The organism is Cutibacterium avidum ATCC 25577 (assembly GCF_000227295.1).
Lineage (GTDB): Bacteria > Actinomycetota > Actinomycetes > Propionibacteriales > Propionibacteriaceae > Cutibacterium > Cutibacterium avidum.
Genome location: NZ_JH165054.1, coordinates 2,308,331 through 2,323,903, shown reverse-complemented (window position 1 = coordinate 2,323,903; position 15,573 = coordinate 2,308,331). Strand labels below are relative to the sequence as shown.

Here is a 15,573-nt window from a genome sequence, read left to right as displayed (position 1 = left end):
CTCTCCCACTGATCCGACTGCGCTGACAGGAGCGCAGCTCAGGCGTTGGCGTCTGGTGATGGTCGTCATCGCGGTGGCTGGCTATGGCCTTGACCAATGGACCAAGGCGGAGGCCGTCGCTCATCTTGATCCCGACGATCCGCCGAGCTGGCTTGGTGGTTTCTTCACGCTGCGGTTGTTGCGTAATCCGGGTGCTGCCTTTTCCATGGGATCGACGGCGACCGTCCTCATCAGCCTCTTCGCCGTCGCGATGCTCATCGTCGTGTGCACGTGGGGGGTCCCGAAGGCTCGTCATCGTTGGTCCCTCATCGCCTGCGGAATGCTCATTGCTGGTATCTGCGGCAACCTCACTGATCGCATCTTCCGGGAGCCTGGGCCATTGCGTGGCCATGTCGTCGACTTCATCAGCCTGCCGCATTTCGCGGTCTTCAACGTCGCCGACATCTTCATCACCTGTACGGCGATCCTCGTCGTGCTGGTGTCGATCTTCGGGCGCCACGACGGTGAAGGTCATGCGACGGATGACAATGTGCGAGGGGAGCGCGACGAGAAGGAGGAGATGTGAGCGTCCTGCTGGTACCTGATGGTCTTGACGGAGAGAGGGTTGATGTCGCTGCTGCTCGGATGAGCGGGGTGTCGCGATCCCGGATTGCCGATCTCATCGAGGAAGGGTTGGTCTTCCTGGACGGGCAGAAGGTGTCCCGGGCGTCTGTTCGCGTCGCCATGGGGCAGATGCTCGACATCGATCTGTCCGATCCCGTCGCCACCCCGTCGATCACCCCTCAGATCGTCGAGGGGATGAGAATCGTTCACGATGACTCTGACATCGTCGTCGTCGACAAGCCGGCTGGTGTGGCCGCTCACCCGTCTCTGGGCTGGGACGGTCCCAGCGTCGTCGAGCATCTGGCGGCCGCTGGATTCGCGATCTCCACGAGTGGGGCGCCGGAGCGTCAGGGCATTGTGCAGCGCCTCGACGTCGGAACCTCCGGTCTCATGGTGGTCGCCAAGAGTGAGCACGCCTACACCTTGTTGAAGCAGGCCTTTCGGGACCGAACCGTTGACAAGGTGTATCTCGCCCTTGTCCAGGGACATCCCGATCCTTTCACGGGAACGATCGATGCCCCCATCGGTCGTGATCATCGTCACGACTGGAAGATGGCGATCGTCGACGGCGGGCGTCACTCCGTCACCCACTACGAGACGATCGAGGCCTTCCGTCACGCGACCCTGCTCAAGGTGCATCTCGAGACCGGTCGAACCCACCAGATCCGGGTGCACATGGCAGCCGTCAAACATCCCTGCTGTGGAGATCCGCTCTACGGGTGTGATCCGGTGCTGGCCAAGGAACTGGGACTGGAGCGACAGTGGTTGCATGCCGCGGAACTGTCATTCACCCATCCAGGACGTGGCGAATGGGTGACGTTCCGCTCGGACCCGTCCGAGGATCTTCAGCACGCGTTGGATGTGGTGAGGCAAGCCTGAACAGTCGCTCAGTCGGCTGTGGTCATCCGTGCATCATGGATGAACGTCTGATGTACATCCGGCGCTGAGAGGCTCATTGAGTCGGGTTCCCGCGATGTCGGGCGGTATCGTGAGGGGTGTGCGTAGAGCTAAGATTGTGAACACCCTTGGACCCGCTGTGTCCAGCCACGACGCCATGAAGGAGCTCATGGAGGCTGGCATGAACATCGCCCGCCTCAACATGAGCCACGGCGACTACACCGAACACCAGGAGCGTCTTGACCTGGTTCGCTCGGTTTCGAAAGAGCTCGGGCTCAACGTGGCAGCCCTGGCCGACCTGCAGGGCCCGAAGATCCGTACCGGCCTGTTCGAGAAGGCCGAGGGAGAGTCGAACGGCAAGATCGACCTCGAGATTGGTGACAAGTTCACCATCACCACCGACGACATCATGGGCAACCAGGAGCGCGTCTCCACCACCTTCAAGGGACTGCCCGAGGACTGCAAGGCTGGCGACGTCATCCTCATCGACGACGGCAAGACCGTCCTGCAGGTTGACTCCGTCAGCGGCAACGACGTCAACTGCCACTGCACCGTCGCCGGTCCGGTCGGTGACCACAAGGGCATCAACCTTCCCGGTGTCGCCGTGTCCATCCCGGCCCTGACCGAGAAGGACGAGGAGAACCTGCGCTGGGCCCTCAAGGCCGGCATCGATCTCGTCGCGCTGTCCTTCGTCCGTCATGGTTCCGACATCGACCGCGTCCACGAGATCATGGACGAGGAGGGACGCACCGTCCCGGTCATCGCCAAGCTCGAGAAGCCGCAGGCCATCGAGAACCTCGACGAGATCATCGACGCCTTCGACGCCGTCATGGTTGCCCGTGGCGACATGGCCGTCGAGTGCCCGCTCGAGGAGGTCCCGCTGATCCAGAAGCAGATCATCGAGAAGGCTCGTCTGCAGGCCAAGCCCGCCATCGTGGCCACTCAGATGCTCGAGTCGATGATCCACGCTCCCCGTCCGACTCGCGCCGAGGCCGCCGACGTGGCCAACGCCATCCTGGACGGTGCCGACGGCGTCATGACCTCCGCTGAGACCAGCGTTGGCGACTTCCCGGGCGAGACCGTCCGCACCATGGCCAAGATCGTGGAGTCCACCGAGGCTCACGGTCTGGACAAGATCGCCAAGATCGACTGGGACCCGCACACCACCGGCGGCATCATGTCGAAGGCTGCTGCCGAGATCGCCGAACGTGCCGAGGCCAAGTTCATCGTGGCCTTCACCAAGTCCGGTGACACCGCTCGCCGTATCGCCCGTCTGCGTCCGAGCACCCCGCTCATCGTCTTCACCCCTGATGAGACCACCACCAAGGATCTCGCCTGGGTGTGGGGCGCCCACGCCGTCGTCACCCCGGTCTTCAAGACCGCTGAGGAGCTGTACCGCTGGGTCAACGCCTACCTGCGTGACAAGGGCTTCGTGCCGGTCGGCGACCGCGTCGTCGTGCTGTCCGGCTCCCCGATGGACATCCCCAGCAAGACCAACGATCTGCGCATCCTTCGCATCAAGGAGGACGACTGATCGGCGGGTGAACCTCGATTGTCGCGACGTCCCTCACCCCTTCCGGGATGGGGGACGTCCGCCTTTTCCGGACGGGGAGAGCGACGCCGCCCGCACCGCGGAAGGATTCGACGAGGTGGGGGACGGGGCTGGTAAGGTCCGTGACGGCGATGGATCCCGCCTGGCCGATGCCGAACTGCCGATCTGGCTGATGGTTCCTACCCCGTCATGCGTGGGTGGGAGTCTGCCCTCGCACCAATGAATGAGCGAGATGACGATGGATCCCGTGCAGTCGCGTGGCCTCCAATGCGGGGGACGATCATGAGTGGACACATGGCGGTGAAAGATGGCGCAGTGCCTCAGCCGCACCCCTCCCGAATGGTCGAGTTTCGCGGTCACCCCATCGTCGTCGCGGTGGTTCCGGGGCAATCGAGTCTGGTGGTCCTGACGGCTGCCTCACTGGCCCGTGCGACCAAGGCCTCCCACATTGTCTTCGCCCACGTTGATCAGCGGCGCTGTGTCGTCGAGGAGAACACAGATGGGTCGGTGGTGTCTGTACCCATCGACCCGGACGCCATGGATGGTGACGTCGAGACCGTCCGTCAGGGTCTGACCGAGGAAATCTCGACAGTCTTGGGAGACGGCGATGTCCCGTGGCGGCTGGAATACCTCGCTGGTCGGCCAGATCGTGCCTTGACCCACCTCGCTCGAGCCATTGACGCTGCGGCCTTCGTCGTGGGAGCCAGAACGCATCGCCGGCGTCGGGTCCAGGAATTCGTGAGTGGATCGATTGCGACCAATCTGTCTCACCATCAGCACCGTCCGGTACTTGTGGTGCCCACCGCCGTCGTCGACTGGAAGGATTCCTCGCCATGGCAGTGAGATCGGGATTTCTCGATCGTCGTCCGGTACTGGTGGGGTTGGTCTTCCTGGGGGGATGCCTGGGTACCCTCATGCGAGCCGAAATAGCCCACGCCTGGCCGGCTCTTGCCGACGGTGTGCCCTGGGCGACCCTGGTGACCAATCTCGTCGGGGCCTTCGTGCTCGCGACTCTGCTCGAAGTTCTCGTCCATGCTGGCCCTGACGAGGGGATTCGCCGAGCGGTTCGGCTCTGCCTTGGTACCGGCCTGCTTGGCGGGTTCACGACCTATTCCACCCTCGCAGTGGAGACCGGGCAGCGTGTCATGTCTGGGCACTGGCTGTTGGGCATTACCTACCTCTTGACGAGTGTCGCGGCAGGTGCCTTCCTGGCCTGGGCCATGATTACCACGGTGCGTGCTGCAGTTCGCCGGAGGTCGTCATGACGATGCTGTGGGTCTGCCTGGCTGGTGGCCTTGGTGCGGTCACGCGGTTCTTGCTCGACTCGCGCATCAACTCTCGTTTCCCGGCCCCAGTGCCGGTGGGAACCCTCGTCATCAATGTGCTGGGATCCCTGCTGTTGGGATTCATCATCGCGGTGGCTCTCAATCATGTGGGATTCTCACAGAGTCTCAAGGGTCCGCTGGGAACCGGATTCTGCGGTGGCTTCACGACTTTCAGCACGGCGTCAGTGGAGACCTCGCGCACCGCGTCTAGCCGTGGGATGAACGTGGGAGCTCTGCACTGTCTGGGGATGGCCATTGCGGGAGCGCTGGCAGCGATCCTGGGCCTGTCCCTGGGATCACTGGTGTAAGCCGACGGTGCCCGAGAGGGGAGTCGAACCCCTACGCCCGCAAGGACAGCGCATTTTGAGTGCGCCGCGTCTACCATTCCGCCACTCGGGCCGGCTCGCCCATTGTGCCACAGTTGCGCCGGTATGCCGATTTTGCGGCCACTGGGTGTTGCCGTTGATCGACCATTCGGTCGTCACTGAGGGAGATGCCGTCACGATCGGGCACGCCTGCAGGTGCGTCAAGGCCTGTCAACCATTAGGATTGAATCGAGTTGTCAACGATCGACATGCAAGGAACCACCGTGAGCAAGCCACAGGACCCCACCCGGTCGACCTCTGATTCGGGGGTGGAGAAGGAACATCCGCGCGTCGTGGTGGCCGAGGACGAGGCTCTCATCCGCCTTGATCTCGTCGAGCTTCTCGAGGAGCACGGTTACGAGATCGTCGGCCAGGCCAGTGATGGCGAAGAAGCTGTCCGTCTCGCCAATGAGCTCGAACCTGACTTGGTCGTCATGGACGTCAAGATGCCGAAGATGGACGGCATCACTGCAGCCGACAAGATCGCCGAGGACCGCATCTGTGCGGTCGTCATGCTGACCGCCTTCTCCCAGCGCGACCTCATTAAACGTGCCAAGGAGGCCGGTGCGATGGCCTACGTCGTCAAGCCCTTCGATGCCTCGGACGTCATTCCGGCCATCGAGATCGCCATGGCCCGCTTCGCCGAGATCCGCGGCGTGGAGGACGAGGTCATGGACTTGGAGGAGCGCCTGGAGTCGCGCAAGATCGTCGACCAGGCCAAAGGCATCCTGCAGGCCAGCCTTGATCTCACCGAGCCGGAGGCATTCCGGTGGATCCAGAAGACCGCCATGGACCTGCGCAAGTCGATGCGCGAGGTGGCTCAGGGAGTCATTGACCACGCCGAGAACGAGAAGTGATCTCGGCGTAGTCCCATTTTCAAATGACCTGACAGGTCATCCTTCCAACAGCACAGATACGGCCCTCATCGTCGACAATCTCGACGGTGTGGGTCGTTGTGTGTCTGCCCAGATGCACCGCCGTCGCGGTCGCGATGACCTGATGGCCGTGGGGTGGGCGCAGATGCGATACCGAGAGTTCAGTACCGACGGCAGAATGCTCGAAGGTGCGCGCGTGGGCCATGGCAGCCAGGGAGCCGGCTGTCTCCACGAGGACGCCAGAGCCGCCGCCGTGCCACAGACCCATGGGCTGGGTGTTGCCGTCGAGCGGTGCGGTGACGACACAGCGGGTGGGAGAGATCTCACGTACCTTGACGCCGAGTTTGTCGTCAAGGGGGCTGACGAGCTCGGCCAGCCACTCGGGAAGCGGATGTTCAGGGATGGAATAGCTCACAGGTGAAGCATGCCACTGTGTGCCATGCCGATCCCTTAATACTGTCCGTGGTGTCCTCTAGAGTCGAGGGCATGAGCGAGACGACGCAGCCCACCCTCATGGTCCTCGACGGGCATTCCATGGCCTTCCGGGCTTTCTATGCCTTGCCGGTGGAGAACTTCATCACCTCGACGGGCCAGCACACCAATGCGGTGCACGGTTTTGTCGCCATGCTCATCAACCTGCTGCGCAACGAAAAGCCCACGCACATCGCGGTGGCATGGGACCTTGCCGGCGGTACCTTCCGAACCACTGAGTACTCCGAGTACAAGGCGGGACGAGCCGCCACTCCGCCGGAGTTCCCCGGCCAGATCGACCTCATCAAGGAGGTCCTCGACGCCCTCCACATCGTTCATCTGTCCAAGGAGAACTACGAGGCCGATGACATTCTCGCCACCCTGTCCACCCGAGCGACCGCTGAGGGGTTCAAGTCCCTGCTCGTCTCAGGAGACCGGGACGCCATGCAGCTCGTCAATGACCAGGTGACGGTTCTCTATCCGCGCAAGGGTGTCTCGGACCTCGCCCGTATGACACCGGAAGGCGTCGAGGAGAAGTACCTCGTGCCCCCCGCCCGCTACCCTGAGCTGGCGGCCTTGGTGGGGGAGAGCGCTGACCATCTTCCCGGCGTTCCCGGGGTTGGCCCCAAGACGGCTGTGAAGTGGCTCAACACCTATGACGGTCTGGAGAACCTCATTCGGGAGGCTGACACCGTCAGGGGCAAGGCAGGCCAGTCCTTCCGTGATCATCTCGACGACGTCATTCGTAACCGCAAGCTCAACGCCTTGGTCCGTGACCTCGACCTCGACGTCACCCTGGCCGACCTTGCTCGTCAGCCCTGGGATCCCAAGGCCACCCGCGCAGTCTTCGACACCCTCGAGTTCCGCACCCTGTGGGATCGTGTGCGTGCGCTGGCATCCGAGTCGGATGCCGACGAGGTCGTCGAGATTGACGAGGCCCTAGACGTCTCCGGCGCGGTGCTCGAGCCGGGCACCTTGGGAGACTGGCTCTCCACGGCGGAAGGCCGGATCGGTGTTAACGTCACGGGCACCTGGGGCAGTGGGTCCGGTGACGTGGAGGCCGTGGCGTTGGGAGCCGGAGACGGCACTGCGGTGTGGTTCGACACAGCTGATCTCGGCCCGGGTGACGAGAAGGCCTTTGCACAATGGCTGGCAGACGAGGCCCACGCGAAGGCGATGCATTCGGCCAAGGGGCCGGTGGAGGCGTTGGCCGAGCGCGGCTGGGAGGTCAAAGGGCTCACCTGTGACACCGAGCTTGCCTCGTACCTGCTGCACCCGGATCGCCGCACTCACAAGTTCGACGACGCGGTGCGCACCCACCTCAACGTCACCTTGGGTGAGGGGGAGGAACAGTCCGACCAGGGGATGCTCGATTTCGGGGACGACCGGTCCGTCGAAACCATGGAGGGGGCGGTGGCGGTCACCAAGTTGGCCGACGTCATGGAGAAGGAGGTCGAGGCTCGCGGCGGGTCCGAGCTGCTCCACGACGTCGAGATGAGGGTGCAGCGGTGCCTCATCTCGATGGAACGGGCCGGTATCGCCGTCGACACCGACGTCCTGGAAGGGCTGCGATCCGAATTCGACGAGCGTGTCACTCGCGCCCAGGAGGCTGCCTGGGAGGCGGCTGGTGAGAAGATCAATCTGTCCTCTCCCAAGCAGTTGCAGGGGATACTCTTCGACAAGCTCGACATGCCGAAGACCCGGCGCACCAAGTCCGGATACACCACCGACGCCGATGCGCTGGCTGGTCTGTACGAGAAGACCGAGCATCCCTTCCTGGCCCATCTGCTGGAGCATCGCGATGCCATCAAGTTGCGTCAGACCGTCGACGGACTACTCAAGGAAGTTCGTGACGACGGCCGGGTCCACACCACCTACATGCAGACGATCGCCGCGACCGGACGCCTGTCGAGCAAGGATCCGAACCTGCAGAACATCCCCATGCGCACCGAGGAGGGACGACGCATTCGGGAAGGATTCGTCGTCGGTGAGGGGTATGGGTCCCTCATGAGTGCCGACTATTCCCAGATCGAGATGCGGATCATGGCTCACGTCTCGGGGGATCAGTCCCTCATCGATGCCTTCCGGTCTGGGCAGGATTTCCACACGGTGACGGCCTCGCACGTCTTCGGAGTGGCTCCTGAGGATGTCAGTGTCGCCCAACGTTCCAAGATCAAGGCCATGAACTACGGTCTGGCCTACGGCCTGAGCGCTTATGGGCTGTCCAACCAGCTCAAGGTGAGCGTCGGCGAGGCCAAGGAACTCATGGCTGATTACTTCAGCATTTTCGGGAAAGTTCACGAATATCTCGAGGAGGTCGTCGACCAAGCCCGTCGTCAGGGATACACCGAGACCCTGCTGGGACGCCGTCGCTACCTTCCTGACCTCACCTCGACCAATCGCCAGCGTCGCGAGATGGCGGAACGCGCCGCCCTCAACGCACCCATCCAGGGATCGGCCGCAGATCTCATCAAACTCGCCATGCTCGCCACCGACGAGAAACTTGACGAGGCTGGTCTGACGAGTCGCGTCCTGCTGCAGGTCCATGACGAACTTATCCTCGAGGTCGCCAATGGCGAGGAGGAGAGGGTCCGCGAGATCGTCACCGACGCGATGGTCCACGCCATGGAATTGTCGGTGCCGCTGACGGTGTCGATTGGCGTCGGACGGTCGTGGTTCGACGCTGCGCACTGAGCCCGGCTAACGAGATGAGGGGCATCCCAACCGGGACGCCCCTCATCTCGTCATCAGTTGTGACGATCACTCCATGTCGAACCAGACTGGGTTGAGGTGTCCGTTCTGGACGCGGAAGTCGTAGGCGGAGTCGGGCCAGATGGCCGTCAACTGACCAGTGCGCGGTCGTCGACGTACCAGGCAGATTCCGCCGCCGGTGATGATGACCTCGGCGTGGTCGCCGATGGGCACCGATTCGCCGAAATCAACCTTGGTGATGAACTTCGGATCAGGAGTGAACGAGTCGACTCTCGACATGTTGCCGATGATGTCGGAGATGTCGCCCCGACCGTTGAGGTCCATCTGCGCAGCGATGAACTCGTTGATCGGTAGGGCGGCGATGGCAGCCTCGACCATGTTGGGGTCGGCTTTGCGCACGAAGTTGGGGGGGGGGGAGGAGAGAGAAGGCGCAGAAAGCCATGTAATGACAAATGGCCTCAGACGTCTCCTCGTCCAGCTTGTGCCAGCCACCGTTACGGAGTTTTTGGTGACCATCCGCGGTGATCCAATCGGCTGATATGACACGGGTGCAGGTGGCCAGCATGGGGAAGATCTGGCCGTAGTGGGAAGCGGTTGATCCTGAGGTGCCGTGGACGATGACGAGCGGACGGTGCCCGTCGTTGATCTAGACTGAGTCGGAGTAGGTGACTTCGGCACCATCGACGGCGACGGTTCGGGTTTCGGTAGTAGCGGTGAGAGGCATCTGAACTCCCGGCGTTGCAATGGCGATGTGGTACGCAGCGAAGTGGACTGTACCTAGCCAGAGATCATTTTCGGATGAAAATGAGATATTTCTCCCAGCTGTTGGTTGCTGGAAGGCTCCAAGGCCGTCAGAATCCGAGAGGTGGTCGGGCTCGATACGTAACTGGCCCGGCCGATATCGGCCGGGCCAGCAGCTCTTACGAATCACTGATCATGCCGGGGCATAGTCCACCATGCGCTCGGCAAGGACCGAGAGCACGTGGCGCCACGGCTTTCCGGTGGCTCGTTCCATGCCGAGCTCGCAGGTGCGGTTGGCCGACAGGTAGAGGTCGAAGTCTCGTGCCGACAGTTCGCCTGCCTCGCGTCGGCTGGCCGATTCGGTGAGCTCGGGGTGCAGCATCCCGCGGTCTCCGGCGAATCCGCAGCAGCCCCAGGCGTCTGCCACGGTGACCTCGTCAGCGACCGCTTCGGCGCAGCGTTTGAGGGCATCGTTCCAGCCCATCCGCGTTGAGGAGCAGGTGGGATGAAGGGCGGCTGAACCAACCTTGGGAAGGGGCGGCATGATCGGGAGGACCTCGTCGGCGACGTACTGGACTGCGTCGACGACCCGGATCCCCGTCACTCCCTCGTACTCGAGCTCGTGGACGAATCCTTCCGAGCAGCTGACGGCGTCGGAGATGATCGTCAATTCACCATTCCTGGTGGCCCGACGCATGACCTCGACGACACGCCGCCGCATCGTCGCGTATCCCCTCGTCATCCCCTTGGACTTCCACGGCGTGCCACAGCACAGCGAATTGATGCCCTCGGGGACCGTCACTCCAATCCCTGCTGCGGTGAGCAGAGCAATGATCGAGAATTCCGTGGTTTTCTCGCCTGGCACCGCGCCACCGAACATGGTGTTGACGCACGCCGGCAGGTAGACGATGTCCGGTCGTCCCCTGGGGGAGCTGCGATGACCCGAACTGCGCCGCCGTCCGCCACCAGGCAACTCGTCGGAGACCGCCGGGATCCGGTCGTCTCCCAGCACGGCACGTGCCGCACCGGTGATCACGTTGGTGGCAGCAGCCGGAACTGGCTTGATCGCGGACATCCCGGCACTCGCAGCGGAGACGAAGGGATTCCATCCCCTGGCGGCGAGGTCCCAGGCGGTCTGCCAAGCAGCTGGATTCTGTTCGGCTCGCAGGCGGCGAACCAGGTCTCCGGTATTGATGTGCAGTGGACAGTTCGTCTCGCACATCCCGTCGACGGCACAGGTCTGCACCACCGGATAGGTGGCGCGCTGCTCGAGATCTGCAGCCAGCTCCACGTTGCCGTCGTCGCGGGCCTGGGCGATGGCCCGTTGCATGACGATGCGCTGGCGAGGGGTCAAGGTGAGATCGCGGGACGGGCAGACCGGCTCGCAGTATCCACACTCGACGCAGCGATCGACCTCTTCCGGGACGGTCGGGGTGAGCTTGACCTCCTTGAGGTGCAGCTTGGGGTCGTCGGTGATGATGCTGCCGCGGTTGAGTACACCCGTCGGATCCACTGATTCCTTGACCTGCCGCATGATTCGGTAGAGGTCTGACCCGTACTGACGCTCCACGAACGGGGCCATGATCCGTCCCGTGCCGTGCTCGGCCTTGAGGGTGCCGTGGGCGTCGAGGACGAGGGTGACCATGTCCTCGGTGAATTTTTCGTAACGGTCCAGGCCCTTCCTCTCCCGGAAGTCCTCGAGGACCAAGAAGTGGATGTTCCCGTCCTTGGCATGGCCGAAGATGACCGACTCCGGGTAGTTGTGCTCGCCGAAGAGCTGCTGCAGGTCTCCGCACACCCCGGCGAGGGTCTCGACGGGGACGGCAATGTCCTCGAGGAGGGCCGTCTGGCCAGACGGTCGGGTGCCGGCGATCTTGGCGTAGAGGCCATCGCGCAGGGTCCAGATCGGGCCGCGTACGGCCGGATCGTCGGTGAAGGTGGGCTCGTTGACGAGGTCAAGACCGGAGATGACGGAGTTACCAGCCTCGATGGCTTCCCTGCGGGACTGCTCGTCGGGGCAGTGGTACTCGACGAGGAGAGCAGCGTCTCCGCTTCCGGGGGCTGGCGGGATGATGTGGCCATTGGCTGGGTCGTCGCGACACAGCTGAAGGGACGAGGAGTCCATCAGCTCGGTGACGGTGACACCGGATCCCACCAGGGCGGGAAGGGCCTTGGTCGCGGCATCGAGAGTGGGGAAGTGGAGCAGGGCTGTGGCCAGTTTCGGCATGATCTGCACCGTGTTCATGACAGCCGATGAGATGAACCCGAGTGTGCCCTCGGAGCCGATCATGAGGTGGGAGAGGATCTGGGCGGGGGTGTCGTAGTCGAGGAAGGCGTTGAGACCATAACCCATGGTGTTCTTACGAGAGAACTGGAAGGCAATCTCATCAGCGCGGGCCTTCTCTTGGCACTGATCGCGCAACGCCAGCAAGGTTTCCACGAGTTCCGGCTCCTCGTGGGCCAATTTGTCCTCGCACTGTGGTTCCGAGGTGTCGACGACAGTCCCCGAGGCCAGCACGAAGACCATGGAATCCAGAGTTCGGTAGGAATTGGCGATGGTGCCGCAACTCATGCCCGAGGAGTTGTCAGCGAGGACGCCGCCCAAGGTGCATGCCACTGACGAGGCCGGGTCGGGGCCAAGTTTGCGTCCGTACCTGGCAAGGACGGCATTGACGGAGACGACGGTCGCCCCAGGCTGGACGCGTACCTTGCGGCCACCGTCGAGAACCTCAATGCCACGGAACGACCTGCGGGTGTCGACCATGACGCCGTTCGTCAGGCCCTGCCCGGACAGACTCGTTCCGCCGGAACGGAAATTGACAGCCACGTTGTGGCGTTTGGCCGCCGCCATGGCTGCTGCGACATCGGAGGTCGATCCGGCGCGGACGAGGACACCGGGAGTGAGCAGGTAGTGGGATGCGTCGGGAGCCACTGCAACCAGGTCGAGGGGATCATGGCTGACCTTGGTCTCCCCGAGCATCTCCAGCAGATCGATGAGAAGCGCGGACGGAATGGACGAGCGTGCACCACGGTTCATATTCCTAACTTTAGGTATGACCGAACGTGCGCGCTCGTCTCAGGGCAGCCTTATGTGAACTTATGGTGAACCCTTGGGGTCAGGCGACCGGATCGGCGTAGAAGAACACGCGGGACTCCCAGCCGTCCTTGCCCTTGTAATCGTCACAGACGACGATGACGGCTTGAGCGGGCCCGTTGTTGTCGTAGAGGATATTCGAGTTGGGGTCGTAGTCCTTGACCATGACCTTTGTCTTGTGGTCGTAGCGGTAGCAGGCGGTCTGTCCGGCCTTGTCGGTCAGGCGAATGATGTCGCCCTTCTTGAGACCGGCCATCAAGCGGTTCCCGATGGCTCCACCCTTGTGATAGGTGTGTCCATTCAGAGCGACCTTGCCCTTGCCGGAACCCGGCCTTGGACCTTCGTTGAACCAGGCCCACGAGGACGGGTCGCTCTTCGGTGGGCTACCAGCGGCGCCAGTACCATCGACACCGCGCGACAGCACCTTGGCGGAGACCTTCATGCCGTCAATGGAGTACTTGACCGGCACGATGGGCTTCGGGTTCTTCATGCAGCCGGACGGGACAGGGCCCTTCTTCTCGGCGGACGTCGCAGGAGCTGCTGAACTTGATGCGGGGGCCGCAGATGCTGATGATGCCAGCCCACCGGCGGAGTCATCGTCCTTGTCGCGCTGAACGAAGATGGCGGCGATGGCAGTGATGATCAGAGCGATGACCACCACGATCGCGATGATCCGCCACTTCGGACCGCCCGACTGGGCGCCCCCGCCGGCGGAAGCAGTCGAACTGGTCGACGATCCGATCGACGGGTCATGGCTTTCGGGGTGAGAAGACTGATCAGTCATGACTGTGATGTCCTCCAAGGCGTGTGAGGGGTTCAGTCTCGGGATGGATTTCCCGAACGGGTTAGTGTCCGACGGAATCGGATTCCGAATGCAGGGTACCTTCTCCTGAGGCTGGCCTCCTGCTGACTCGATCTCGTGTTGACGGCGTGTATGACGAAGAGGTGTCGGCAAAGGCATGAGGCTGGTTGACCCCTTGAATGCCTGGGTATTAAGCTGATCTCTGCGTTGTAGTCTGTGCGATCTCGGACGGGAGTAGATCGTGCTCGATCACCAGGATCGGGGCTGCGGCGCGTTTCAAACCACCTGACATCAATCGGAGTCCTACTACATGACCTCCTCCACTGAGGCCTCCACCTCGAACCCGGTCGACATCGACCAGCAGAATGCCGCCAACACCGCCGATGGATCCGTGGCGGTTGACGACCTTGGCAGCCCGGAGGCCTTCCTGGCCGCTGTGGACGCCACCATCAAGTACTTCAACGACGGCGACATCGTTTCTGGCACCGTCGTCAAGGTGGACCGCGACGAGGTTCTCCTTGACATCGGTTACAAGACCGAGGGTGTTATCCCGTCCAAGGAGTTGTCGATCAAGCATGACGTGGACCCCTTCGAGGTCGTCAACGTCGGTGACGAGATCGAGGCCCTCGTCCAGCAGAAGGAGGACAAGGAAGGTCGCCTCATCCTGTCCAAGAAGCGTGCTCAGTATGAGCGCGCCTGGGGCACGATCGAGCAGATCAAGGAAGAGGACGGCGTCGTCACCGGTACCGTCATCGAGGTCGTCAAGGGTGGTCTGATCGTCGACATCGGCCTGCGTGGCTTCCTTCCCGCATCCCTCGTCGAGATGCGCCGTGTCCGCGATCTCCAGCCCTACGTCGGCCAGGAGATCGAGGCCAAGATCATCGAGCTCGACAAGAACCGCAACAACGTTGTGCTGTCTCGTCGTGCCTGGCTCGAGCAGACCCAGTCCGAGGTTCGCCAGAACTTCCTGCACCAGCTGCAGAAGGGGCAGATCCGCAAGGGTGTCGTCTCCTCGATCGTCAACTTCGGTGCCTTCGTCGACCTCGGCGGGGTGGACGGTCTGGTCCACGTCTCCGAGCTGTCCTGGAAGCACATCGACCACCCGAGCGAGGTTGTCGAGGTCGGTCAGCCCGTCACCGTTGAGGTGCTGGATGTCGACATGGATCGCGAGCGCGTCTCGCTGTCCCTCAAGGCGACCCAGGAAGATCCGTGGCAGGCCTTCGCCCGTCTGCACCAGATCGGCCAGATCGTTCCCGGTAAGGTCACCAAGCTCGTTCCGTTTGGTGCCTTCGTCCGCGTCGAGGACGGTATCGAGGGCTTGGTCCACGTCTCCGAGCTGGCTGAGCGTCACGTCGAGATCCCGGAGCAGGTCGTCAGCGTCAACGACGATGTCATGGTCAAGATCATTGACATTGACCTCGACCGTCGCCGCATCTCGCTGTCTCTCAAGCAGGCCAACGAGGGCATCGACGTTGAGTCCGACGAGTTCGACCCGTCGCTCTACGGCATGACCGCCTCCTACGACGAGGACGGCAACTACATCTACCCCGAGGGCTTCGATCCGGAGACCAACGACTGGAAGCCGGGCTACGACGAGCAGCGCATCGCCTGGGAGCAGCAGTACGCCGAGGCCCAGGCTCGCTGGGAGGCTCATCGCAAGCAGGTCATCGATGCCGAGCAGGCCGAGCAGGAGGCCGCCCTCAATGATGGTGGAGCCCAGTCGTCCTACACCAGTGGCCCGGCCGAGGGCTCGCTGGCTTCTGATGAGGCCCTGCAGGCTCTCCGCGACAAGCTGACTCACAACTGATTGGTCAGTTGTTGACCTATCGCAACGTCGAGGGGCCCCGCCATCGTGGCGGGGCCCCTCGTGTTTCGTCAGCTGGCCGGGCTGAGGTGGGCCCTGATGGGTCGGGGCAGCCACGGTATTATTTGGTCGCGTCCTCCTCGAGAATCTCGGTGTAGCGCTTCTCGAACCAGGTCGGGCTCGTCACGGGGGAGTGACACACCGTTGCGGGACAGCTCCGGATTCTCACCGGTATTCGTCGTCGAAGGGACGGTTGCGTGGCAGCGGTCGGGAGGTTAGCAAGGCCGAAGAGGGTGCCCTTACCATGGGCCCTTTCCGCAAAGTCTCCTTCT

The 15,573-nt window shown here is 62.8% G+C and carries 13 protein-coding genes, 1 tRNA gene and 1 riboswitch; of the genes, 9 read left to right on the top strand and 5 right to left on the bottom strand.

Annotated elements, in window-relative coordinates:
• Positions 1–58: 58 nt before the first annotated feature.
• The 6 genes from HMPREF9153_RS10395 to HMPREF9153_RS10365 all read left to right on the top strand — a co-directional run bounded on the left by HMPREF9153_RS10395 (position 59) and on the right by HMPREF9153_RS10365 (position 4,685).
• Positions 59–565 (top strand): signal peptidase II, encoded by a 507-nt coding sequence (locus HMPREF9153_RS10395; protein WP_050796899.1) that lies wholly within the window; start codon positions 59–61, stop codon positions 563–565.
• Positions 562–1,482, top strand: a complete 921-nt coding sequence (locus HMPREF9153_RS10390) for an RluA family pseudouridine synthase (RefSeq protein ID WP_004811790.1) — start codon at positions 562–564, stop codon at positions 1,480–1,482. The genes HMPREF9153_RS10395 and HMPREF9153_RS10390 overlap by 4 nt, the downstream gene beginning before the upstream one ends.
• 175 nt (positions 1,483–1,657) lie before the next feature.
• The gene (gene pyk / locus HMPREF9153_RS10385; RefSeq protein WP_036901726.1) at positions 1,658–3,034 is read left to right on the top strand and encodes a pyruvate kinase; all 1,377 of its coding nucleotides are present in this window, start codon (positions 1,658–1,660) and stop codon (positions 3,032–3,034) included.
• Between the two features lie 136 nt (positions 3,035–3,170).
• Positions 3,171–3,241: riboswitch (Fluoride riboswitch) on the top strand.
• A gap of 105 nt (positions 3,242–3,346) precedes the next feature.
• Positions 3,347–3,895, top strand: a complete 549-nt coding sequence (locus tag HMPREF9153_RS10375) for a universal stress protein (RefSeq protein ID WP_238993153.1) — start codon at positions 3,347–3,349, stop codon at positions 3,893–3,895.
• Positions 3,886–4,317 (top strand): fluoride efflux transporter FluC, encoded by a 432-nt coding sequence (locus HMPREF9153_RS10370; protein WP_004811786.1) that lies wholly within the window; start codon positions 3,886–3,888, stop codon positions 4,315–4,317. The genes HMPREF9153_RS10375 and HMPREF9153_RS10370 overlap by 10 nt, the downstream gene beginning before the upstream one ends.
• On the top strand, positions 4,314–4,685 hold the full coding sequence (locus tag HMPREF9153_RS10365; protein WP_004811785.1) for a fluoride efflux transporter FluC: 372 nt from the start codon (positions 4,314–4,316) through the stop codon (positions 4,683–4,685). Before HMPREF9153_RS10370 ends, HMPREF9153_RS10365 begins: the two co-directional genes overlap by 4 nt.
• Positions 4,686–4,693: 8 nt before the next feature.
• On the opposite strand, the gene HMPREF9153_RS10360 is transcribed toward HMPREF9153_RS10365, so the two are convergent.
• Positions 4,694–4,776 (bottom strand) — tRNA-Leu (locus HMPREF9153_RS10360).
• Between the two features lie 175 nt (positions 4,777–4,951).
• Here HMPREF9153_RS10360 and HMPREF9153_RS10355 point away from each other — a divergent pair.
• Positions 4,952–5,599, top strand: coding sequence for an ANTAR domain-containing response regulator (locus HMPREF9153_RS10355; protein ID WP_036910302.1), 648 nt, complete (start codon positions 4,952–4,954; stop codon positions 5,597–5,599).
• A gap of 19 nt (positions 5,600–5,618) precedes the next feature.
• Here HMPREF9153_RS10355 and HMPREF9153_RS10350 read toward each other — a convergent pair whose 3' ends face one another.
• Positions 5,619–6,032 carry a PaaI family thioesterase gene (locus HMPREF9153_RS10350; protein WP_004811783.1) on the bottom strand — a complete coding sequence of 138 codons (414 nt, stop codon included), beginning with the start codon at positions 6,030–6,032 and terminating at the stop codon, positions 5,619–5,621.
• Positions 6,033–6,103: 71 nt separating this feature from the next.
• Here HMPREF9153_RS10350 and polA point away from each other — a divergent pair, with 71 nt between their 5' ends.
• A complete protein-coding gene (polA, locus tag HMPREF9153_RS10345) occupies positions 6,104–8,782 on the top strand; it encodes a DNA polymerase I (protein ID WP_036979804.1) in 2,679 nt (892 codons plus the stop codon).
• Positions 8,783–8,848: 66 nt separating this feature from the next.
• Here polA and HMPREF9153_RS10340 read toward each other — a convergent pair whose 3' ends face one another.
• The 3 genes from HMPREF9153_RS10340 to HMPREF9153_RS10330 form a co-directional block, all read right to left on the bottom strand.
• Positions 8,849–9,199: a hypothetical protein gene (locus HMPREF9153_RS10340; protein WP_023033366.1), complete on the bottom strand. Its 351-nt coding sequence runs from the start codon at positions 9,197–9,199 to the stop codon at positions 8,849–8,851.
• A 535-nt stretch (positions 9,200–9,734) separates the two neighbouring features.
• On the bottom strand, positions 9,735–12,578 hold the full coding sequence (locus HMPREF9153_RS10335; protein ID WP_004811779.1) for an FAD-binding and (Fe-S)-binding domain-containing protein: 2,844 nt from the start codon (positions 12,576–12,578) through the stop codon (positions 9,735–9,737).
• A gap of 79 nt (positions 12,579–12,657) precedes the next feature.
• The gene (locus HMPREF9153_RS10330) at positions 12,658–13,419 is read right to left on the bottom strand and encodes a class F sortase (protein WP_004811778.1); all 762 of its coding nucleotides are present in this window, start codon (positions 13,417–13,419) and stop codon (positions 12,658–12,660) included.
• 328 nt (positions 13,420–13,747) lie between these two features.
• Between HMPREF9153_RS10330 and rpsA the strand changes: the two genes are divergently transcribed.
• Complete coding sequence (rpsA, locus tag HMPREF9153_RS10325) at positions 13,748–15,244, top strand: 30S ribosomal protein S1 (RefSeq protein WP_004811777.1); 1,497 nt, start codon at positions 13,748–13,750, stop codon at positions 15,242–15,244.
• Positions 15,245–15,573: the final 329 nt, after the last annotated feature.